Raw genomic sequence first — 23,339 nt, 5'->3', positions numbered from 1 at the left:
GCAGTTTTAGTTTCTAAAATCTCACGCCAACAATGGCAGACGCCGAGCATCTTGTATTGAAGAAAGTGTAACTCTCATCAAAATAGCAATTGCCATCAAGTCGTATCGTTGCTGACACAAATAGTGAACGATGATTATAGGTCATTGACATTTTCCCCTGATAGTTCAGGGATATCGTATTATTGAAATCGTTGTCTTTCTTTACGTCTGTATTCGTCATTTCTGTACGCTTATATCCGACTGAAGGTAGGATTGTTACATTATACAACCAATTATGAGGCAGGACATGACTATATCCATATCCTCCAAGTATTGTATAATCGGTATAGCTGAAATCATATTTAGAAGCAAAATCCGGGATGTCATCAGTCATGGACGGAGGAAGATGCTCAAAGTCCATAGCAATTGTGTGTCTGCCGTAATTTATACCTAATATCCATGATCCGGCACTTTTTAGCTGATATTTTGAAAAGTTATATGCAGCCGCTTGCGAGTACTTATTGTGATTGAAAAAATAGTACGCATTCAGATTGAAAGCCTTGTGATTCATATTATCTATAGGTATGTCAGGATTAGAGCCATCGACATTCTTGTAATTGCCAAATTTAGTGAGTTTTGTATCTCCATAAGTATTCCAAGAAGTAATCTCAGCCGAAAACAAGGCGCATGTGAATGAAAAGTTAAAAATTCGTCGTTGGTCTCGTTTCCCGGTAATCAGCCTATTGACATTCCACGTATAGCCAATGCTGACAGCCATAAAATTCAATGAAATTCCTAAATCCGAATTTATCTTACTATGGAGTATAACAGGCTGGTCGTGAAATATAAACGCATAGGACTGGTGCCAATTATAACTGTTGGCATAGAGTTTCCAATTTTGTCCCGTTCCGATGACATAAGCAGAATCATATCTATTAAAGGTCGTGTCCCCCCAGTTATAAACAGTACGACAAAAATTGACAAAACGAGGATATTTTATACGAGGGTCATTTATCCTAAAATTGCATTGGCTCAACTGATTAAACCAGTTGCCTGACAATTCAAGCGTGGAATCAGGCAACTGCTTAGATGTACATTCCTCTCCATACATACAGAGTGGGAACATACTGCACATCAAAACTAAAAGTAATCCAAAGCGAGGTATTTGAGTCATCTATTTGTCACTAATCTTCTTCGGTTTGACATTACTTCTACGCTTGATATGTGGATTTCCCTTATAGCTAATTTTTGTAGTACCTAATCCATGTGTTGATAGTAAACGGATAACGTTGCACTTCACATACCCCCCGCCGGAGTACTTAATTTTTGCATTTTCAGCAACAAGTCTGACCACGTCTATCTTGCCAGTCCCAATAATCCTACATTTCAGATTGTCACAAACACCACCTTTAACTGTTATTGAGCCGGTTCCTAAAATGTTGCATGAAATATTATCAGAAGCAAGTTCCCTGATAATAATAGAGCCATTACCTGTTACGATAGAGAGACTCGCTTTTGAGGCATACACACTATCAATTTCTATTGAGCCATTACCGGATTGGATAATTTTTAATTCCGGAACTGATAATCGGCCTCTTACTTTCAGAGTGGAATTGTATCCATTTTCGATCTCGGTTATATTGGCATTAACCTTAATCAATAAGGTGTCGTTCTGGTATTTACCGACATATCTTTCCGCGATATTGTTATCTAATATTTGTATAGTCAGAGTCTCGCGTTCGTGTGTAAGGAATAAAATATTTGACCAATCTCTGATTGTATCCGGAAATTCAATAATATTTTTGGCAAAAGAATCGACTACACATACGACATTGATATCATTCATTAGTCTTATGCGTCCAATAGATGTCATATCTAAAGTGTTATCCAAAAGTCTTTCGTTTGCATATACAGCCGCTGACGACAACAGCATTATAATAATCACTCCAAGCACTCTCATGGTCACACTTTGTATGATGTATAGTTATAGTCAAAAGATTCCGGCTCATTTCTGATCCAATGCTATCGGCAGTAATCTCCGATAACATTGGATTTCAAATGAGATACATCAGATATGATATTTTATTGATATCAGCCTACATAAATTCCTTTTTACGATATGGCAATAAAAGGCAAATAAGCATACAACCGAGACATAACCATACAGTTGTTCCTGTCATATCTTTGAACGCCACAATAGTTGCCTGTTTTTGTACTCTCGCAGAAAGTTGGATACTTGCCAGTTTTTCGGAGTCGAAAGTGCCATTTCCGGAAAATGCGCCTATTCGCTGAGTTGTGTTATATGTGTTTACTGCCACATTATTGGAATGATTGATTTCTGATGCCAATAGTTCTTTATGGAACTGGGTACGTTCTTGAAGCCAGTTTGAATAAACCGATACTCCAATTGCCGGTGCCATCACATTACGGACTGTAACTATTAGAAATAGCCATGTCGGCAAGAATTTTGCCGGAAGATTTTTCATGCCATGCGCACATACAACCGCATAAGGCATAATCCACCCCATATAGTTAAGCAGCATCGGCCAACGCATTGAAGGCAAATCGGAGTCGGTCTGATACAAGAAGTACATATAGGCATTCGACACTGCCATAAGCATAAAGCCGAGTGCGAAAAGTGTTCTGAACCTCATTCTTCTAAGAATAAGAATCAAAGAAAGTATCACACCTAAAAGGCAACCATAAATCGCATACTTCATCAATGCCTGAGCCTCCAGATTCCCGGCGGCAGAACCAAGTTTGGCAAATGATCCGATGAACATCTGAGATGGAGTATTCACAAGCATTACAAGCAGAAAAATCAGTATGCCGATCCAAGTGTTACGATAGCGGAATATTCCAAGTTCGAGATAACGGTAACTTCCTGCATGAATTTGCAGTAACATAAATCCTGCACCGGCAACTAAAGTTATAATGAATGCCAAAATGATATATTCGGATTCACTGGCGTCTTTTAAAATCTGTTAATGCGAAATTGTTAAACTCTGTATTCATGTTGGTTACGCGATTTTCAGGCCTGCAAACCTTGTCGCACTTTTCAAATGATTACATTGGGGTTGGAGCCTTAAAACTCGGTTCCCCAATTTTTCATGAATGCAGGACGATACATTTTCAGCCAGATTGTTGACTTTTTGCCAAAACGCAAATTTGAAAGAATCATGGAGCATCGTACCAAAAATAAGGTTGAGGACAGAACCCTCGGATGGCAGTTGTCTTATTGGGGACAGTTGCTTGTCCTTATATTCGGTCAACTGCTCGGATGTCGAAGTCTCCGTGAACTCTCGGATATCACTACAGCACATCGCAAGAAATCCTTTCATCTCGGATTTGGCAAAGAAGCGGTAGACCGTAATATTCTCTCCAGATGCAATACCAATCGTGATTGGCATGTGTTCGAGGAGTTCGCCAACCATATGATTGTGCTGGCTCAGGAAGCCCGTATAGACCGGGAATTTTGTATCGGCGGCAAGTTCTATGCGTTCGATTCCTCCACGATTGACCTTTGCATGAGTGTTTATGACTGGGCAAAGTTCAGAAGCACCAAGTCCGGCATTAAACTGCATACCCAACTTGATATAGTGACGCAGATTCCAGTTATGATAAACATCACCAATGCCTCGGTTCATGATGTAAATGCGATGGATATCATTGATTATGAACCGTTGGCCGGTTATATCTTCGACCGTGGATACTGGGACTTGGATAGGCTTCATAAGATTGAGGAACTTGGAGCCTTCTTTGTCATAAGAGAGAAGGCTAAGCCGAAGTTCATTGTCGAGGATGGTCTGGACATGCCCGAGAATGGAAACATTCTTCAAGATTATACCGTAAGGTTTACCGGTAGACGCAATGCATCCAATTACCCTTCCCGGATTAGACGTATTGTAGCGTATATCCCTGACCTGAAGAGAAGTTTTGTTTTTTACACAAATAATTTCTTCCTGTCTGCCGAACAGATTGTGTTCCTTTACAAGAACCGATGGCAGGTGGAGCTTTTCTTCAAATGGATCAAACAGCACCTTAGAGTCACCACATTCTGGGGTAATTCCGAGACATCCGTCAGAATACAAATTTATGCGGCTATATGCACTTACTGCGTTGTCGCAATAATCGAACATAAAATGAAACTTGAAAGAAACATCTACGAAGTCATGAGAATCCTCGGCAGCTCCCTGCTTGTCAAGGAGCATATCAAGGACTTGTTGACTCCAGAACCGGTGCCAGCACAAATAGCAAATTGCCATCCAACTCTTGACCTCGAATTTGATTAACACTTTTTAAGAGACACTAGTGATTCGGATTCAAACCAATCTAAAGTTTTACCGAAGAACATCATATAGCAAAATGCACATAGGGTAATTGCGGCCAAAACTATGTCAATCATACGGCTGAAAGGAATTTCATATTTACCCTCGGACTGATAAGCCGGCATAATAAAATATACAAGTACAGATGTCAGAACCATCATTCCGGCAACAAGATAGTAATAATCTGTCCATGACAAATCAGTCGCAATCCAAGATGAACAGAAATTACCAATCTGCACAATACAAAAGATATATCCATAAAGACACGGGAAAAACCAAGCCCTCATGTGATCCATCTTATATTGTCTTTCCGGAGCCGGCATTTCTTTAAGAGAAAAGAAACTAACAATAGGCATCCCTGTAAAATAGGTTGACATTGAGAATGTGGTATTCAAAACAATAAACATTCTTGCCATACCCATTGCTATTGCACAGACAAGCATGGACAATGGTGTTTCCAGATTGGCGCAGATTAAGTTGAGTGCTGCAAGAATGAGGAATCCAACCACATATACCAGACGTACATTGCGGGTATGTAGATATGGCATCATTATAGGGAATACAAGAGCCATACCGATATACGCACACAAGTTGATTAGTTAGAAATTCTCTATGAGTTCACCTGAACCTGCGGTTATCTCATTCAGACTGCCAACGTAAGTTCCACCCATAAAAAAGAGTGGAACAAAGACCCAGTAGAAGACAATTACACCCAGAAATTTGGGGATTTGTCGGTGAAATGGGAATGGATACTGGGCTGTTGCAGAATTGATTTCCATTTCGTTATATTTTAGCTTTTATGTTGCACATCATTCCGGCTGCAAGTAATTGGTTGTCTTCGGAAGAAATATCTACCAAATCTATGCGGACAGGTATACGCTGACGTATTTTCACGAAATTGCCACTTGCATTATCTGTTGGAATCATTGAATATTTCGTGCCTGTTGCTGAACTTATAGAAGACACCAGACCTTTGAATTTTCTTCCCGGAAAAGCATCGATCTCGACATCCACCTCCTGTCCGATATGCAAATTCTGGATTTGTGTCTCTTTGAAGTTTGCTACAATCCATTTTTCATTATCGGGTATGAGGGTAGTCATTGTCTGCCCCGGATTTACAAACTGTCCTACTTCGATGTTTCGTTTTCCAAGATAGCCATCACAAGGTGCTGTTACGACAGTGTATGATAAATTAAGCTCGGCCATTTCAAGTGCCGCCTCAGCACGTAGTATGGCTGCATCTGCATTGCCCTTACGTTGATTCACTTCTGAAACAGACGATTGCGCGCTGCTCCGCTGCCGTTCCAAAGCGTTTACGCGAGCATGGGCCATATCAAGTTCTGTCTTATACTGCTCGACTACAATAGGTGTTGTCGCATTCTTTTCCAAGAGAGCAGAAAATCGGGCATAGTCGGCTTCAAGTTTGGAAACCCTTATGCGCGCCTCCGCTATGGACTCATCAAAAACCGATGCAGATGTAGATGCCGTATTGGCTGTATTGTCTATCACTCTACGTCCTGTCATTGCATCCTGAAGATTGGCTTGGGCCTGCTTGAGGTTGATTATAAACTCACGGTCGTCAATAATCATCAAAGTATCACCCTTGGCTACATGCTGATGCTCTTTGAAGCGTATTTCCTTTATATATCCGGGTACACGTACATTTATGGGAGACATATATTGTTCGACAGTAGCATTGTCCGTTGTTTCAAAATTCTTAGCAGCCATGAATGACTGTACCCCCAATGCGGCGGCAATGATTATGACAATTGTCATGATGACAGTTGCGGTAGTACGGGCTTTGTTCATTTTATGCTTTTTATTTTGTTCCATTGTCTTATTTTTATTTCAGTTGATGAAGGTTATCTGTTAATTTCAGAAGCTGTATATTAGCGATGTGACATTCACATAGAGCATGGATACAAGCTATTTGCGATTCGCGCATGCGCATTTCATCTTGCAGCAGGTCTGTCATGGACGCTACACCCTCTTTATATCGTTCCTCGGTAACGTTATACACGCTGAGAGCCAGATTATAATTGCTCTTTTGAGTATTGAATGAGGATATGTTCAAATCAAGTTTTCTATAAGTATCGGAAAAATCCCTTTCAAGAGATTTACGTTGCTCATCCAAGGCAATGTCCATCTGTGTAAGTTCAAGAGAATGCCCTTTAATCTTTTTACGCTTACTGTTGGCATCAAATATTGGTATATTGACTTTGATCCCCAAGTAGGTATTCCCAAACCAATGGTGACTGTTGTCGTTGAAAAATCCCTTGAAACTATCTTGATAGCCATTGACGCCTAACTGACCGAACAAAGCTATTGTAGGCAGATATCCGGCCTTCGTCATACTAATTTGTCTTGCAACAAGATCTTTCCGCTGTCTGATGATATTCAGTTCAGGAAGATTGTCAGAAACTTCCGACACATTATCCGGAGAGAAAGATAGACTTTTCATAGAGCAGACGCTGATCTTTTGATCAGGAGATATGTCAAGAAGAAATCGTAAAAGGTTCAATTGAGTTTCATAGGCGGTTGCATACTGTTTGCGTAGGACTTCAATGTTGCTTATATTGATTTTTACACGATTCAAATCAATTTCCAGCGCGACTCCACCCTCAAACATCGCTCGTGTGATATCAGACAGCTCTGACATACGTTTAATGTTGGCATCAAGCAACTTTGCCTGTTCATTAAATGCCTGCGCCGTATAGTAAGTATTAGCGATAGCCACTGTCAGTTGTTGTTCTGCCTGTTGTGTTGACAATCGGCTTATTTCAACCATAGTTTTAGCCACCTCGATTCCGCTATAAATAGTTTTGTTGAAAAGAGGCATAGTAAGCTGGATTCCAGCTCCCACGCTATATTGCATACTGCGTATCTGCTGCCACGTTGGATTGTCCGGAAAATCATTGCCCAGTAATGCACCGGTGGTTACATTCGTAGGCTTCATCAGAAAATCTGCAAACTGTATGTCGGCATTGAGCACCGGTAACAACTTACTCCTGTTTTCTGAAAGACTATTTGTGGCAATATCTATCGATATGTTGCCACGCTGTATAGACAGGTTATTTTTCAACCCCATATCTATACATTCCCTCAAGGTCAGCTCCTGCCCATATGAGGATAGAAATAAAAGGCATATGCCAATAGTTGATATTACTCTTTTCATCATTGTTTGAAATTTGATGCAAAATTACATCTCTCCGACCGCAACCCGCTTGCATAGAAAATGGGGATAGTGCCGGCACTATCCCCATTTTTATCTGTAAAAGTATGTCAATGATTGTGATGATGATGCTCGTCACCATAACCTCCCGTGTCGATATGATTGTGAGGTCCATGGTCGTGACTGTGAGTCTTTCCGAAGTTGAATGTCACTGCAAGACGCAATGTCCGACCTCCGCTCCATTTGCTGATCGACTGCGTATATCCGTTGCCATAAAGGATATTATGCGTCTTTTTGGAATCGAATATATCCTTGCACATAAGAGAGATACCCCAAGCTCCGATGTTTTTGCGCAGACCAGCCTCTACATCCCAGTCTGATTCGAGAGTACCCTGTGCGGTCACACGCCGTGAATTGTAGCGACCGGTAGCCTGAAATGTCATATCCCACGGCAGACGTACTGACGCCATACAGCGAACATCCCACACAAAACGGTTTTGTCTGTTGCCATGAACGGCATAAAAATCATCATGCAAAGGATAATCGGTATTCCACGCTTTGAGGTGGCTGTTGTAGAGATTGACAGTGGTTGTCAGCGTCAGACGGTTGAAAAGAGTGTTGCGTGAGATTATCTCCACACCGGTATTCATCATGTTTCCAACATTCGCATGACCATAATACATTGTATTGACATCAGGGTCAGATGCCATCGGGGCAAGGAAACTCACGTGACTTATCATATCAGTGTTGGAACGAAGATAACCTGATACCGAAAGCATGTGGCTTCTCCAGTTTCTGATATACGAAAGTTCGACAGCATTACTGTATTCAGGCAGAATCAGCGGGTTTCCGAGGTGTACTTCCGAAGGGTCGGAAATGTTCTCGAATGTGTTTAACTGAGGCCCGAACGGGCGGTGGATTCGACGGGAATAATTCAACTTCAATTCGTTGTTTTCAAAGAAATTCCAGCCAAGTGACGCAGACGGGAATAATGCAAAATCACTAGTGTCTCTTAAAAAGTGTTAATCAAATTCGAGGTCAAGAGTTGGATGGCAATTTGCTATTTGTGCTGGCACCGGTTCTGGAGTCAACAAGTCCTTGATATGCTCCTTGACAAGCAGGGAGCTGCCGAGGATTCTCATGACTTCGTAGATGTTTCTTTCAAGTTTCATTTTATGTTCGATTATTGCGACAACGCAGTAAGTGCATATAGCCGCATAAATTTGTATTCTGACGGATGTCTCGGAATTACCCCAGAATGTGGTGACTCTAAGGTGCTGTTTGATCCATTTGAAGAAAAGCTCCACCTGCCATCGGTTCTTGTAAAGGAACACAATCTGTTCGGCAGACAGGAAGAAATTATTTGTGTAAAAAACAAAACTTCTCTTCAGGTCAGGGATATACGCTACAATACGTCTAATCCGGGAAGGGTAATTGGATGCATTGCGTCTACCGGTAAACCTTACGGTATAATCTTGAAGAATGTTTCCATTCTCGGGCATGTCCAGACCATCCTCGACAATGAACTTCGGCTTAGCCTTCTCTCTTATGACAAAGAAGGCTCCAAGTTCCTCAATCTTATGAAGCCTATCCAAGTCCCAGTATCCACGGTCGAAGATATAACCGGCCAACGGTTCATAATCAATGATATCCATCGCATTTACATCATGAACCGAGGCATTGGTGATGTTTATCATAACTGGAATCTGCGTCACTATATCAAGTTGGGTATGCAGTTTAATGCCGGACTTGGTGCTTCTGAACTTTGCCCAGTCATAAACACTCATGCAAAGGTCAATCGTGGAGGAATCGAACGCATAGAACTTGCCGCCGATACAAAATTCCCGGTCTATACGGGCTTCCTGAGCCAGCACAATCATATGGTTGGCGAACTCCTCGAACACATGCCAATCACGATTGGTATTGCATCTGGAGAGAATATTACGGTCTACCGCTTCTTTGCCAAATCCGAGATGAAAGGATTTCTTGCGATGTGCTGTAGTGATATCCGAGAGTTCACGGAGACTTCGACATCCGAGCAGTTGACCGAATATAAGGACAAGCAACTGTCCCCAATAAGACAACTGCCATCCGAGGGTTCTGTCCTCAACCTTATTTTTGGTACGATGCTCCATGATTCTTTCAAATTTGCGTTTTGGCAAAAAGTCAACAATCTGGCTGAAAATGTATCGTCCTGCATTCATGAAAAATTGGGGAACCGAGTTTTAAGGCTCCAACCCCAATGTAATCATTTGAAAAGTGCGACAAGGTTTGCAGGCCTGAAAATCGCGTAACCAACATGAATACAGAGTTTAACAATTTCGCATTAACAGATTTTAAAAGACGCCAGTGGCTGCTGTACATGGTTTAATGACTTATCCGGCTGCATAGTGCTTCAATCATATTTTTCTGACATACATGGCCCGGATAGCATTCAGGACTGCAAGAATCATTACTCCTACATCAGCGAAGATTGCAAGCCACATATTTACTATGCCGAATATACCAAGTATCAGACACACACCTTTTATTCCTAAAGCCATGATGATATTTTCCCACACTATACGCAGACACTTGCGGGAAATGCGAATAGCCTTGCCTATTTTTGCAGGGTCATCGTCCATCAAGACCACGTCGGCAGCCTCGATTGCGGCATCGCTGCCCATTGCGCCCATTGCTATGCCGAGGTCAGCCCGTGACAGTACCGGGGCATCGTTGATGCCGTCGCCTACAAACGCCACCTTGTCATCTCCATTTTCTTCTTTAAGTATATCCTCAAGCCGCGATACCTTGTCGGCCGGGAGCAACTGACTGTAAACCTTATCTATTCCGATTTGTGAGGCTGTCTGTTCTGCCACAGCTTTGGAATCGCCTGTAAGCATCACCGTCTGTATCACTCCGGAGCGATGAAGGTCTTTTATCGCATTGGCGGAGGTTGCCTTGATTACGTCGCCAAGCACGATATGCCCGGCATATCTGCTGTCAATGGCTATATGGACAATAGTCCCGGCCTTGTGACAGTTACAGGATTCGACACCGATGCTTTTCATCAGTTTTTCATTGCCGGCAGCTACCTGTTTCCCGTTGATAACCGCAATTACACCCTGACCGCTTACCTCATGCAGCTCCGACATCCTGTCGCGGTCAATCTTATGACCGTATGCCCGCTGGAGTGACTTTGCTATAGGGTGTGAAGATGAAGATTCTGCAATGGCAGCATATTCGAGTAGCTTCGTCTTGTTTTCTTCAAGATCTTTATCTTCATGGTCATGAAAAGCGTTTACCTCAAACACGCCCTCTGTCAATGTGCCGGTCTTGTCGAACACTACGGTTTTTACCTTTGAGAGAGTCTCAAGAATATTCGCACCTTTTACGAGTATCCCTTCGCGGCTTGCGCCTCCGATTCCGGCAAAGAAAGAGAGAGGTATGCTGACTACCAAGGCACACGGACAGCTTATCACAAGAAAAACAAGTGCTCGATAAACCCATGTCTCGAATGTGACGAATCCAAACGGCGCACCATTAAACAGAATAAGAAACAGAGGTGGAAGAAGCGCAAGTGCCAATGCTCCATAGCACACGGCAGGGGTATAGATACGGGCAAACTTGGCTATAAAATTCTCTGATTTGGATTTTCTCGATGCCGAATCCTCAACAAGTTCAAGTATTTTGGAAACCGTAGAGTCTCCGAATTCTTTGGTAGTCCGTATTCTAAGCAATCCCGACAGATTTACACTGCCACTTATAACCTCATCACCCTTTCTGACCTCACGCGGCAGAGACTCACCTGTAAGCGCAGATGTGTTAAGTGAGGAATCGCCGGATTCAACCACGCCATCGATGGGGATTTTCTCACCCGGCTGTACTATTATCGTCTGACCTACCTCCACATCATCAGGATCTACCTTTACTATTTTTCCGTCTCTCTCCATGTTGGCGTAATCCGGACGTATATCCATCAATGCTGCAATATTACGGCGACTCTTTCCTACGGCATAGCTCTGGAAGAACTCTCCGATCTGATAGAACAGCATCACTGCGATAGCCTCAAGATAATCTCCGCTTTTTTCATATATGGCCAACGCAAAAGCCCCGACTGTAGCCACTGCCATAAGGAAATTCTCGTCAAACACCCGTCCGTTGACAATTCCGGACCATGCTTTTTTCAATATATCACCGCCAATGATGATATAGACTACAAGATACAGACCTAAAAGTATCCACCCTGTAGCATCAATAAATTGTAGCGCGATTGTCATTACAAGAGCGATAATGATTCGCGTCAGCATGTTACGTTGTTTCTTATTCATGCGCCATATAGGATTATACAGGCAGTCCGACATTTATGTTGCCGGACTGTCAATTGTTTTTTCTTTAGAGAATCTCAAAATCGGATTCCACTTTCTTCGCGGTTTTAAGAACATTCGCCATGACAGCATCCTCATCGACACCCTCATCGAATGTCACCTTCATTTTCTGAGTCATAAAGGAAATTGTCAGATCCTTTACACCTTCCACCTTCTTGGCGGCCTCTTCCACGAGGTTGGCGCAGTTGGCGCAGTCCACCTCAATCTTAAAAGTTTTGCTCATTGTTAGATTATTTAATGTCGTTGTTTGAACTTAAACTTACAGCGGCAAAGTTACAATGAGAATAGTGCAAACCGGTTGCACAGATTATAATCAATCAATGCAACCGGTTTGCAGACTTAAAGTGTTAACTTTGCAAAAAAATTGAAGATGAATACAGAAGACGTTGAAAATATCCTGACAAGCAAGGGAATTAAACCGACGCCTAACAGGATTCTGGTAATGAAAGAACTTATGAAAAGTTCTCATCCTGTAAACCTTGCCGATCTGGAGATTGCCTTAAACACGATTGATAAGGCAAGCATATTCCGTGTTCTTGAATTTTTTGCAGAGAAAGAGATAATCCATGTCATCGAGGATGGCAGCCGCTCACTGAAATATGAACTATGTCATAGTGGGAACCATCACACTGTCAATGACCAGCATGTCCACTTCTACTGTGAGAAATGTGGCACGGTATTTTGTTTTGATAACATCACAGTACCCTATGTAGATATTCCCGAATCATTCAGGATAAAATCCGTCAATTTCATGCTCAAAGGGCTATGCCCAAAGTGCGATAAGTAAACCGCCATTGTAAAGTCATGAGAATTACGCAAATAAGAAATGCCACAATAATAGTGGAATATGCCGGCAAGCGGTTCTTGATCGATCCGATGTTAGGTCCCAAAGGTTCATTCCCTCCATATCCCTTTGCCGGTAACTGGAAATGGAATCCGGTTGTCGATTTGCCAATGGATATAAGTCAGATTCTTAGTGGTATTGACGCAGTTATTGCTACACATTACCATTTTGACCACCTTGATTCCACCGCATTTAAGGTTATCCCCAAGGATATGAAAATATTTGTAAAGGATAACAATAACCGTAAGCTGTTTATCAGGAAAGGATTCACAGATGTTGAAATATTGGGCGATGAAACATATTTTTCCGATATTAAACTGACAAAGACACCAGCAAAGCATGGGAAATATCCGCTGTTGATATATGTGGGAGCGGCTTGCGGTGTCATATTTGAACATAAAAACGAGAAAACAGTATATGTTGCAGGTGATACCATCTGGTATGATGGCGTTAAAACGGTAATTGACAAATTCCATCCTGAAATAATTGTTGCAAATTCCGGAGGGAATAAAGTCAAGGGATTCTATCGGCTTATTATGAACCACGAGGATTTACTATCCCTCCACAGATACACACCTGAAGCAACAATTATAGCGACACATCTTGAGGGTGTAAACCACAACATGGTAACTCGTGACATGCTAAGAGAATTCTCAAAAACCAATAATTTCTCACACCTTTTACATATTCCGGGTGATGGGGAAACCATATCATTCTGACCTTATTCGATTTTGCATCTATAATACGCATTAGAGGCAGCTACTGTATTCTCAGGTTTTATAATCGCATATTTACAAGGTATTTAACGGATGATTGCCGACATATGGCAATCATCCGTTTTTCGTCTGTAACCGGGTTGCGGCACCGGCAGGGTAACTTTGCAGTCAGAAAACAAATATCACAGCAATTATGATAAGACCAAGATTACCTTTCGCTTTTGCGACGGCACTGATGATTGCCGCAAACGCCTATGCCGACGGAAACATCCGTGGCACGGTTTTCAGCAAAAACTCAACAGAGCCCCTCGACTTTGTGAGTGTACAACTTGTAAATCCCACTACCGGAGTGCCTATGCAGATTGGCACTATGACAGATGAAAACGGAACTTTTGTCATAGAACGCGCTCCTGCCGGGACGTATATTATCCGTTTCAGCAATATCGGAAGTATCACGCAAGAACGTGAAATCCGGATTGGGGATTCGGAAGTGAATATCGGTCGGATAGAGCTTGCCGATGATGCCAAGTTACTTCAGGAAGTGGTCGTGACCGGACAGCGAAGCCAGATGTCTGTCAACTCGGAACACAGAGTGTTCAATGTGAGTTCAAACATAGCTTCAACAGGAGCGTCAGCTGATGAACTTCTGGCAGCCGTTCCATCTGTAGATGTCAACAGCGACGGTGAGATTTCATTACGTGGAAATTCAGATGTACTTGTCTGGATCAACGGTAAAGAAATGGGCATGAATGCCGACAACCGGGCCCAGTTGCTTCGTCAGATACCTGCTGAAACAATCGAGAGCATCGAAGTCATGACCAATCCTTCATCAAAACATAGCACCGAAGGAACTGCCGGTATTATCAATATCCGTCTCAAAGAAGATCATCGACACGGGTATTTTGGCAGTGCCGAGGCCGATATTGACACTCGCGGAAATGCCAATGTCAACTTCAACATAAATTACAATGAAGGTAAATTTGAGACATTTGCCGGTTTAGGGCTGAAGTCTCACCACAATCCGGGAGGAGTGACATCCCGACGTTCATACAATGAAGGGTATTTCCTTAATTCCGATGGCGACAACAAAAAACATGAGAACAGTGCGTTTCTACGTCTTGGGACAAATTTCAAACCCGACGAGAATAACACGCTTTATCTGAGCGCAATCGGGACATTCGGTCACAAGTGGGGGCATACGGCAACAACCCATCTGAGCAATCTTCCCGGACAATGGACAAGCAATATCAACAATGCCCGTGAGAGCGGTGATACACGTGGTGCGAATGTCATGCTTGGATACCGACACTTGTTCGGACACGACCATCACATCGACATGAATGTAAGCTATAACATCTGGCAGGGACCGAATGACAACAGGTTTCGAGAAGACGAGACATGGGCTGATGGCTCAGAGGAGACGATTTGGCAGAGCCAGCATCAGGATGTAAAAATCAGCAATTGGGAAGCCGCACTTGACTATTCCTATAAATTTCTGCCATGGCTGCGTCTTGAGACCGGATATAAAGGTAATTACAATCATGAGAACAGCCCTGCATCATACGCAGCCGGCTCCTCTGCCGAGAATCTCCAGCCTCTTGACAATCTATATAACAGATTCAAATATGATACGGATATATCAGCCCTATATCTTAACTTCTCCGGACATTATGAACAGTTGACTTTCTCAGCCGGATTGCGTGGCGAAATATGGCAGATTCGCACCCGTTCGCTTGGATATGGACAGACCGACAATGATGTGCCGGAGTTCAAGAAGAATGATTTTGCATCACTGGCGTCTTTTAAAATCTGTTAATGCGAAATTGTTAAACTCTGTATTCATGTTGGTTACGCGATTTTCAGGCCTGCAAACCTTGTCGCACTTTTCAAATGATTACATTGGGGTTGGAGCCTTAAAACTCGGTTCCCCAATTTTTCATGAATGCAGGACGATACATTTTCAGCCAGATTGTTGACTTTTTGCCAAAACGCAAATTTGAAAGAATCATGGAGCATCGTACCAAAAATAAGGTTGAGGACAGAACCCTCGGATGGCAGTTGTCTTATTGGGGACAGTTGCTTGTCCTTATATTCGGTCAACTGCTCGGATGTCGAAGTCTCCGTGAACTCTCGGATATCACTACAGCACATCGCAAGAAATCCTTTCATCTCGGATTTGGCAAAGAAGCGGTAGACCGTAATATTCTCTCCAGATGCAATACCAATCGTGATTGGCATGTGTTCGAGGAGTTCGCCAACCATATGATTGTGCTGGCTCAGGAAGCCCGTATAGACCGGGAATTTTGTATCGGCGGCAAGTTCTATGCGTTCGATTCCTCCACGATTGACCTTTGCATGAGTGTTTATGACTGGGCAAAGTTCAGAAGCACCAAGTCCGGCATTAAACTGCATACCCAACTTGATATAGTGACGCAGATTCCAGTTATGATAAACATCACCAATGCCTCGGTTCATGATGTAAATGCGATGGATATCATTGATTATGAACCGTTGGCCGGTTATATCTTCGACCGTGGATACTGGGACTTGGATAGGCTTCATAAGATTGAGGAACTTGGAGCCTTCTTTGTCATAAGAGAGAAGGCTAAGCCGAAGTTCATTGTCGAGGATGGTCTGGACATGCCCGAGAATGGAAACATTCTTCAAGATTATACCGTAAGGTTTACCGGTAGACGCAATGCATCCAATTACCCTTCCCGGATTAGACGTATTGTAGCGTATATCCCTGACCTGAAGAGAAGTTTTGTTTTTTACACAAATAATTTCTTCCTGTCTGCCGAACAGATTGTGTTCCTTTACAAGAACCGATGGCAGGTGGAGCTTTTCTTCAAATGGATCAAACAGCACCTTAGAGTCACCACATTCTGGGGTAATTCCGAGACATCCGTCAGAATACAAATTTATGCGGCTATATGCACTTACTGCGTTGTCGCAATAATCGAACATAAAATGAAACTTGAAAGAAACATCTACGAAGTCATGAGAATCCTCGGCAGCTCCCTGCTTGTCAAGGAGCATATCAAGGACTTGTTGACTCCAGAACCGGTGCCAGCACAAATAGCAAATTGCCATCCAACTCTTGACCTCGAATTTGATTAACACTTTTTAAGAGACACTAGTGTACAGCAGCAATTGTTTTACGATAAATAAGGCTAACTTATGACTGAACAAGAGAAGATACAAATTCTTATAAAGAAGATAAATGATGCGGATGCCATAGTTGTTGGCACCGCATCAGGAATGTCAGCAGCCGGAGGATTGAGATACTACTATCAGGACGATGACGACTATAAAAAGATTGCAGGCGGACTACGCGAAAAATATGGCGATAAAAATCTCTTTGATGCGTACTACGACCGAAGGATTGCCAAAGGCGAACATTGGGCACTGTTGTTGCGCTCAATAAAGCATCTGTATGACATTGATATTCCGGAAGTATATATCGAACTGTATGAAATCCTACATGGGAAAAACTATTATATTGTGACAACTAATCAGGATGCTCAACTGTTTCGCGTATTCCCTGAGGATAAAATCACACGTCTGCAAGGCGATGCCCGTTACTTCCAGTGCAAGAACCGGTGTCATGATAAAATCTATTATAACAAAGAGATTATAGATGAATTAATCCCAAAGATTCAGAATGACTCGCTTCCCGAAGACTTGATACCCGTATGTCCGCGATGTGGCGGAGAAATGGTTGACTGGGTACGGTCAAGAGAGTTCCTGCAAGGAAAAGAGTATGAACGGGAGTATAACCGCTATATTGATTTCATACGCAGGAATGCAGATAGAAAAATTCTGTTTCTTGAGTTGGGTGTCGGCATGATGACTCCCATGTTCATTAAAGAACCCTTTATGAACATGACATATCAGCTTCCCGATGCCTACTACATAACCGTCAATCCGAAGCATGCCATAATTCCTAAGGAGATAGCTTCCAAAAGTCTGGATATTCAGGATGACATCGCCTTTGTACTGAAGGGGGTTCTCGGCAAGTCAACCGACAATCTCCGGCGTCAGGATAAAGACAATATATTTGATTCAGGAAGAATTTATTGATATGATTGAGATACAGCCTGTTGTTCCGGAAGATATACCCGAAATAATGAAATTGGTTTCCGAGTGTTGGAAGGATTATTTCGCCGACACATCAGAAGCCCTGCTATATGCCGCTTGTGGCATGATTGTAAGAAACAATTACTTGGAACCGGATCTGTCATTCAAGGCGATTGAAAACGGTAAGATTGCAGCAATCGTGTTTGCAGGAACGGCAGATTCAGTTTCCAATCCCGAAAAGTTCTATGAAGACCGATTGTCTGTACTTGAAAAGGGAGAAGGCGAATGGCTTAAAACTCAACGTGCATATCACATAAAAGCCGATACTGAGTGTAAAAAATTGCTTGATGACACAACGTTTAAGCTGGCATTGTTTATGAGTACCGTCAAAGGCAGCGGTCGTCTTCTTCTGGATCATCTTATTGGAATTCTACAAGAAAAAGGTTATAAAAGAATGGCCCTGTGGACAGACACAAGCTGTTCTTATGACTATTATCCTTCTCACGGATTTACACAACAGTCAAGCCTGAAAATTCCAGAATACTCCACACCAGATGAAGACTATGTACTCATGACATTTACAAAAGAAATCTGACATGTTACAGAATATTGAAAAAGCACGGATAAAACTTAAAAATACGGATGCCATACTGATTGGCGCAAGCAACGGTCTGTCCATTTCGGAAGGATATAATATTTTCGCCGACAACGAGATGTTCCGCCGCCAATTTGGTGATTTTAGAGACCATTACGGCATAAAATCAGTGCTTGATGGAGTATTTGCCAAGCATATATCCCATGATGACTATCAGAAATACGTTGAAAGGCTCGTGAAACTCTGGGTCGATGATTATATCCCGTCTGTAGTTATGACCGATTTGCGTGCCATAGTAGGCGACAAACCATGTTTTGTGCTGACTACAAATGCTGATGAACATCTGGAAAAAGCAGGATTCCCGCCGGATAATGTCTGGGAAATAGAAGGAACGTTCCGGGATCTTGTCAAAGGCGACGCACCAAAAGACAAGCAGCCCCGCCTGAATGAATTTATTTCTCATTGGCATGGTAGGAACATTGTGTTGCTCGAACTTGGCATAGGCAGTCTAAACAGGCTTATAAAGCTGCCTATGATGCAGCTTGCCTTACGCGAGACTGATGCGACATATATCACACTAAATCTTCCACATGAGATTTATGTTCCTGATGAAATTGCGGCTAAATCCATCGTACTCCCCGGAGACATTGCAGATACATTAAAGCAGCTCAATCAATGAACATCCCTCAATCAGAGATAAACAGGCTTCAGCCCACTGTAAGAAATGAATTCTTGCGGTGGGATGATTATATGTATAGTCATATCAGGTTCAATATGCCGGATAGCGAAATACATGCAACGGCACATTGCGAACGTGTACTTCTGTATGCACTGATATTAGGTGATGATATATTAGGCAATGACAGCATAGGTTTTGAGATTCTCGCTCATGCGGCGATATTTCACGATTCATGCCGACAGGATGAATATCTCGACACTGGGCATGGTGCAAGAGCGGCGGTATATTACGAACAGTTCTGCCGTGTAAACAGAGGAATTTCTTTTCATCCCGAATCGGTGTATCTTATGCGGTACCACGACCTTGATGACGCTTTAGGGAAAGAGGCTATCCGAAAACACTTCGGTTCGGAGGCCGACAGGGTGCTGAAGCTTTATGCAATCTTCAAAGATGCCGACGCCCTTGACCGATGGAGGCTTGGGAATAGAGGTCTTGACCCTGAATACCTGAGGACAGCCAAGGCTAAAAACATGACAGACTATTCCCATCGCATCGTCAAAGAAACTATGTCCACCGAATTGATTGATAAGATAGAAAAGACTGTGAATGATTTGATAAATTTGGCAGATAGTGAGTTATGACTTTTAGAACAAATCTTTCTGGTGTAATGAAGTATAAATCATTCGTTCCACCTAAAATATCAGAATATTCATTTGATTCCGACAAAACGGTGTTGGCGGAGTTATCAGCTGAGTTTGCCCGGCTTGATAAATGTATAATTGATTTATCAGACGATCAAAGAACCCGACTGATTAAAACCGAAGCTCATGATTCATGGCTGCTTTCGAAAGACACCCCAAGTAATCCTTTCTCATTTTCATTGTTTCAGCCCAATGAGAATAGTGAGAATCTGGCGCATGCAACTGATTATGCTGTGGAGGCTGTCACCGAGTTGCCAATAAGCTCACGCCTGATACGCAATGTTCACTATATTGTCTGCCAAAGCCCGGACTATGACAAAAAATATCGTGGAGAATACAGAACATCGCCTGTCTGGATTGGTGGCGTTGATGCTGTGCTTACAGATGCTTTGTTCGTGCCTCCGGTGGCAGAGGATATGGACTTTGCCATTACAGATCTTGAGAATTACATTAACTATTCGCCTGAAAATGTATTTATAAAGGCTGCTGTAATCCACTATCAGTTTGAGATGATACATCCCTTCATTGACGCAAATGGAAGAATCGGGCGTCTTCTCAATATTTTGTTTTTACTGGCAAACGGTGTTTTGTCATATCCGGTATTATTGCAATCTCATGTCATCGCAAGAGATTACAATCGGTATTGCAATGCCATTCAATACGTCAATGAAAATGGTGACATATCCTTGTGGATAAAATATTGGCTTGATCTAATGGCAGAATCCGTAAAATATACCATTCAGGCTATCAAAAATCTGGACTATTATGATTAAAGCATTATTTTTCGATATAGATGGCACTCTCGTCAGCTTCAAGACTCACACAATACCATCTTCAACCATCGATGCTTTGGCTGTTGCAAGAGCTAATGGAGTGGAAATATATATTTCTACAGGAAGGCCATTAGCCCTCATAAACAACATCAGTCAGATTGAACATTTGATTGACGGCTTTATAACAACAAACGGTGCATACTGTTTTGTCGGAGAGACAGCTATTTCATGTAGCCAGATTCCTAAAAATGATGTCTTGTTTGTTCTTGACAAGTCAAATGAATTGCATTTCCCATGTATGGTAGTCGGGGATACGAATCTCACAATGTATAATACGGCATCAAATCCGGAAAAAGTAAAACATATAGCTGAAATGCTTAATGTGCCTGATATAGAATATGAATTACCTGTTGAAGATGTATTAAACCAGAGAATTTTGCAGCTAACACCTTTCATAAGCGAAAAGCAGGAATCCATGATACTGCCCCATCTTGGAAACATCGAGTCGGGGCGATGGTGTCCGGATTTCGCTGATTTCACAGCCAAAGGAGTAAGTAAAGCCAAAGGGCTTAGAGAAATAGCTGCATATCGTGGATTCGATTTATCAGAAACCATGGCTTTTGGCGATGGAGGTAATGATTTATCGATTATTATGGAAGCCGGAACTGGCGTTGCTATGGGAAATGCCAATCAATGACTGAAACAGGCGGCAGATTATATTACATCATCAGTTGATGACAATGGCATCTATAATGCTCTAATAAAATTTCATGTAATATGAAAAATAAAGGCAGTATCATGAGTGCTACATGATACCGCCCTTAGCAATCGTTTAATTTCAAATTAAATTACATCATAGATGTTTATATCCAAATCCGGTTGATGAATAAGACAACGCCGAAACACGTTTAGCATAGCAATATTCCGGTTCAGCTACCATTGACTTTTTCTGGTCGTCAGATGTTGAAGGAGCGTCCACTTTGGTGGTATTGACTTCTACGGAGGAATCCTGTTTGTTTTCAACGCCGTCCTGCTCCTCCCTTTTCGGTGCCAGTTCGGCGGTGATTTTGCGGTCGATGGCGGCAAGCTCGGATTTGAGCTGTTTCAACTCGTCATCCTTGCCCCATGTCTTGGCGATAATGGCTTCGAGCTGGGGAACATCGGCTTTGAGTCTGGCGGTGCGTTCCTCATACTGGGCGATGATGCCGGGTATCTTTTCCAGAGCGTTGACGAAGTTCATGCAGGCGGCGTGAGTGTCACTCATGGCGATGAAACCGTTGTTGTACTTGTATTTCAGGCTGCCTTCGACTACAAAGCGGTTCTGCACACTCTCGTGACCGTCAACCACCGTCGGCTCGGATATGATGGAAATAGGGAATCCGTAAATCTCACCGATACGCTGGTAACGGCGGTTGGTGTTGGTGTTTATCGCCAGTCCTTGCAAGTGGATACCCATGTTCTTTTCGTCGGTAAGCTGACAGGTGTCGATGGTGAGATTGTTGACGGGGTTGCCGTCCTTGTCACGCTGTACCACTTCCTGATAGCGGGCACAGTCTGCTTTCATCTGAGCTATGATAGCCTCGTTGTTGGCTATGTCGTGGGTAATCATCTGCAACTTTGATTCGGAATCCGCGCGTCCCTTGCCGAATGATTTGCGCTCACTCTCCATCGAGGCTATCCGCTTTTCAAGTTTCGCCTTTTCGAGAAGGTTGGTGTTGCCGCTGAGAATAGCCATGTACTCCGAGAAGTTCATGCCGTTCTGCTCGTCCATCGCGCCCTCATCGATTGTTCTCGCTCCGAGCGCGCCACGCTTGAGCTGGCTGATGAATGTCGCCTTGCAGTGGAGAAGGTTGAACTTGTAGGAGTCCAGCGATTTCTCCACGGCATAGATGATGACATCCACCTTATTGTCGGCATAGAGTTTGGCAATCTCGTTGCCGGCACGGATTGCACGTCCCTCGCGTTGTTCCAAGTCGCTGGGACGCCACGGGCATTCCAGTTCATGGACGGCGACAGCCCTGCGCTGGGCGTTAACTCCCGTGCCGAGCATACTCGTCGAACCGAAAAGCACGCGCACGTCGCCGCTGTTCATCGCCTCAATCACAGCCTTTCTCGACCTCTCTGTCTTGCACTCCTGAATGAAACGTATCTCATGCGCTGGAATACCGTAATCCTCAATCAGTTTGCGTTTGATTTCGGAATAGATGTTCCACTCGCCGGGCTTGTAGGTGCTGAGATCGCTGAACACAAACTGAGTACCCCGCTGCTCATCGTATTTGCGGTAATACTCGGCAATCATCCGGGCGCAGTGCGAGGCTTTGTTGTCGGGATTGTCATCGTATGCCGCAGAAATAAGCCTCATGTCAAGAGCCATCTTGCGGGCATAGTCCGTGGCGATAAGCATCTTCGCCTTCTCCTCTGTTTCCGACAATGGTGCTCTGCCAAGTATTGTGGCGTCGCCACTCTCGGCAAACTTCATCAGTTTCTCGATGAACGCCTCCTGTTGCGGTGTCGGAGGGATATTATGCAGAATCTCGTTCTTTGCAGGACGGTCAACGCCTACATCCTCCGCCGTGCGGTAATCCGTTATCTCGTTGTAGAATGCCGCAAGCTCCGGCACTTTGATAAAGTAACGGAAACGCTCTTTCTGTACAATTCTATTGGTGACATTAAACTCGAAGTCGGTTGTTTTCTTTGCGAAAATCGCCAGCCATGCGTCGATGCACCGTATATCCTGCCTTTCAAGCTCTTTCGGGCGTAGATACTTGAACAGCAGGTACAATTCGGTGAGCGAGTTGCTGATTGTAGTACCACTGAGAAAAGTCGCACCGAGGTCTTTGCCCGTCCGCTCCTGAATGGTGCGTATGGCATAGAGAAGATTCAGCGCACGTTGTGAGCCTTCCGAGTTGCCTAATCCCGCCACTCGGTCGTGTCGGGTATTGAACATCAGGTTCTTGAACTGGTGGCTCAAATCCGGAATTTTGGATTTATGTCATTATCAGAACTTTTATGAATTTCCTAAATTTCGCATCAAGTTGCTGATTCTTATTTTGTTGCATTTTAATATAGTTCGGATTATTTATTGAGTGAGTTGTTATGAAATGA

20 protein-coding genes and 2 pseudogenes are annotated in these 23,339 nt (G+C 43.1%); 11 read left to right on the top strand and 11 right to left on the bottom strand.

Features of this window, described 5'->3' with window-relative positions:
* Positions 1-13: 13 nt before the first annotated feature.
* The 3 genes from EZ315_RS08605 to EZ315_RS08595 all read right to left on the bottom strand — a co-directional run bounded on the left by EZ315_RS08605 (position 14) and on the right by EZ315_RS08595 (position 2,924).
* Complete coding sequence (locus tag EZ315_RS08605; RefSeq protein WP_170957496.1) at positions 14-1,105, bottom strand: DUF4421 domain-containing protein; 1,092 nt, start codon at positions 1,103-1,105, stop codon at positions 14-16.
* A 48-nt stretch (positions 1,106-1,153) separates the two neighbouring features.
* Positions 1,154-1,939 (bottom strand): GIN domain-containing protein, encoded by a 786-nt coding sequence (locus EZ315_RS08600; RefSeq protein ID WP_135471694.1) that lies wholly within the window; start codon positions 1,937-1,939, stop codon positions 1,154-1,156.
* Positions 1,940-2,075: 136 nt separating this feature from the next.
* A complete protein-coding gene (locus tag EZ315_RS08595) occupies positions 2,076-2,924 on the bottom strand; it encodes an MFS transporter (protein WP_135471693.1) in 849 nt (282 codons plus the stop codon).
* Between the two features lie 165 nt (positions 2,925-3,089).
* On the opposite strand from EZ315_RS08595, the gene EZ315_RS08590 reads away from it, so the two are divergent.
* On the top strand, positions 3,090-4,271 hold the full coding sequence (locus EZ315_RS08590; protein WP_135470498.1) for an IS4 family transposase: 1,182 nt from the start codon (positions 3,090-3,092) through the stop codon (positions 4,269-4,271).
* Here EZ315_RS08590 and EZ315_RS08585 read toward each other — a convergent pair.
* The 7 genes and pseudogenes from EZ315_RS08585 to EZ315_RS08555 all read right to left on the bottom strand — a co-directional run bounded on the left by EZ315_RS08585 (position 4,268) and on the right by EZ315_RS08555 (position 12,069).
* A complete protein-coding gene (locus EZ315_RS08585) occupies positions 4,268-4,879 on the bottom strand; it encodes a hypothetical protein (RefSeq protein ID WP_135471692.1) in 612 nt (203 codons plus the stop codon). The genes EZ315_RS08590 and EZ315_RS08585 overlap by 4 nt on opposite strands.
* 211 nt (positions 4,880-5,090) lie before the next feature.
* Entirely contained in the window at positions 5,091-6,140 is a 1,050-nt protein-coding gene (locus EZ315_RS08580) for an HlyD family secretion protein (RefSeq protein WP_242452547.1), read from the bottom strand.
* A gap of 10 nt (positions 6,141-6,150) precedes the next feature.
* Entirely contained in the window at positions 6,151-7,485 is a 1,335-nt protein-coding gene (locus tag EZ315_RS08575) for a TolC family protein (protein WP_135471691.1), read from the bottom strand.
* 104 nt (positions 7,486-7,589) lie between these two features.
* Positions 7,590-8,477, bottom strand: a pseudogene (locus tag EZ315_RS08570) (outer membrane beta-barrel family protein); the annotation flags it as partial.
* Positions 8,478-8,501: 24 nt separating this feature from the next.
* Positions 8,502-9,614 (bottom strand): IS4 family transposase, encoded by a 1,113-nt coding sequence (locus EZ315_RS08565; RefSeq protein WP_242452481.1) that lies wholly within the window; start codon positions 9,612-9,614, stop codon positions 8,502-8,504.
* Between the two features lie 264 nt (positions 9,615-9,878).
* On the bottom strand, positions 9,879-11,789 hold the full coding sequence (locus EZ315_RS08560; protein WP_135471689.1) for a heavy metal translocating P-type ATPase: 1,911 nt from the start codon (positions 11,787-11,789) through the stop codon (positions 9,879-9,881).
* A gap of 64 nt (positions 11,790-11,853) precedes the next feature.
* Entirely contained in the window at positions 11,854-12,069 is a 216-nt protein-coding gene (locus EZ315_RS08555; protein WP_135471688.1) for a cation transporter, read from the bottom strand.
* 147 nt (positions 12,070-12,216) lie between these two features.
* Here EZ315_RS08555 and EZ315_RS08550 point away from each other — a divergent pair, with 147 nt between their 5' ends.
* The 10 genes from EZ315_RS08550 to EZ315_RS08505 all read left to right on the top strand — a co-directional run bounded on the left by EZ315_RS08550 (position 12,217) and on the right by EZ315_RS08505 (position 20,931).
* Positions 12,217-12,633, top strand: a complete 417-nt coding sequence (locus EZ315_RS08550) for a Fur family transcriptional regulator (RefSeq protein WP_135471687.1) — start codon at positions 12,217-12,219, stop codon at positions 12,631-12,633.
* 17 nt (positions 12,634-12,650) lie between these two features.
* Positions 12,651-13,409: an MBL fold metallo-hydrolase gene (locus EZ315_RS08545; protein WP_135471686.1), complete on the top strand. Its 759-nt coding sequence runs from the start codon at positions 12,651-12,653 to the stop codon at positions 13,407-13,409.
* A 190-nt stretch (positions 13,410-13,599) separates the two neighbouring features.
* Positions 13,600-15,222: an outer membrane beta-barrel protein gene (locus EZ315_RS08540; RefSeq protein WP_135471685.1), complete on the top strand. Its 1,623-nt coding sequence runs from the start codon at positions 13,600-13,602 to the stop codon at positions 15,220-15,222.
* A 122-nt stretch (positions 15,223-15,344) separates the two neighbouring features.
* A complete protein-coding gene (locus tag EZ315_RS08535; RefSeq protein WP_135470498.1) occupies positions 15,345-16,526 on the top strand; it encodes an IS4 family transposase in 1,182 nt (393 codons plus the stop codon).
* A 60-nt stretch (positions 16,527-16,586) separates the two neighbouring features.
* On the top strand, positions 16,587-17,489 hold the full coding sequence (locus EZ315_RS08530) for an SIR2 family NAD-dependent protein deacylase (RefSeq protein ID WP_135471684.1): 903 nt from the start codon (positions 16,587-16,589) through the stop codon (positions 17,487-17,489).
* Complete coding sequence (locus tag EZ315_RS08525) at positions 17,467-18,081, top strand: GNAT family N-acetyltransferase (protein WP_135471683.1); 615 nt, start codon at positions 17,467-17,469, stop codon at positions 18,079-18,081. The genes EZ315_RS08530 and EZ315_RS08525 overlap by 23 nt, the downstream gene beginning before the upstream one ends.
* 1 nt (position 18,082) lies before the next feature.
* Entirely contained in the window at positions 18,083-18,760 is a 678-nt protein-coding gene (locus tag EZ315_RS08520) for an SIR2 family protein (RefSeq protein ID WP_135471682.1), read from the top strand.
* The gene (locus tag EZ315_RS08515) at positions 18,757-19,401 is read left to right on the top strand and encodes a hypothetical protein (protein WP_135471681.1); all 645 of its coding nucleotides are present in this window, start codon (positions 18,757-18,759) and stop codon (positions 19,399-19,401) included. The genes EZ315_RS08520 and EZ315_RS08515 overlap by 4 nt, the downstream gene beginning before the upstream one ends.
* Positions 19,398-20,234 carry a Fic family protein gene (locus EZ315_RS08510; protein ID WP_135471680.1) on the top strand — a complete coding sequence of 279 codons (837 nt, stop codon included), beginning with the start codon at positions 19,398-19,400 and terminating at the stop codon, positions 20,232-20,234. The genes EZ315_RS08515 and EZ315_RS08510 overlap by 4 nt, the downstream gene beginning before the upstream one ends.
* Positions 20,227-20,931: a Cof-type HAD-IIB family hydrolase gene (locus tag EZ315_RS08505; protein ID WP_317129903.1), complete on the top strand. Its 705-nt coding sequence runs from the start codon at positions 20,227-20,229 to the stop codon at positions 20,929-20,931. Before EZ315_RS08510 ends, EZ315_RS08505 begins: the two co-directional genes overlap by 8 nt.
* A gap of 156 nt (positions 20,932-21,087) precedes the next feature.
* On the opposite strand, the pseudogene EZ315_RS08500 reads toward EZ315_RS08505, so the two are convergent.
* Positions 21,088-23,208: pseudogene (locus EZ315_RS08500) on the bottom strand (helicase-related protein); the annotation flags it as partial.
* Positions 23,209-23,339 lie beyond the last annotated feature (131 nt).

The sequence above is a fragment of the Duncaniella freteri genome, assembly GCF_004766125.1.
GTDB lineage: Bacteria > Bacteroidota > Bacteroidia > Bacteroidales > Muribaculaceae > Duncaniella > Duncaniella freteri.
Note: the sequence above shows the minus strand (reverse complement) of the source record. Positions and strands in the feature narration are given on the sequence as shown.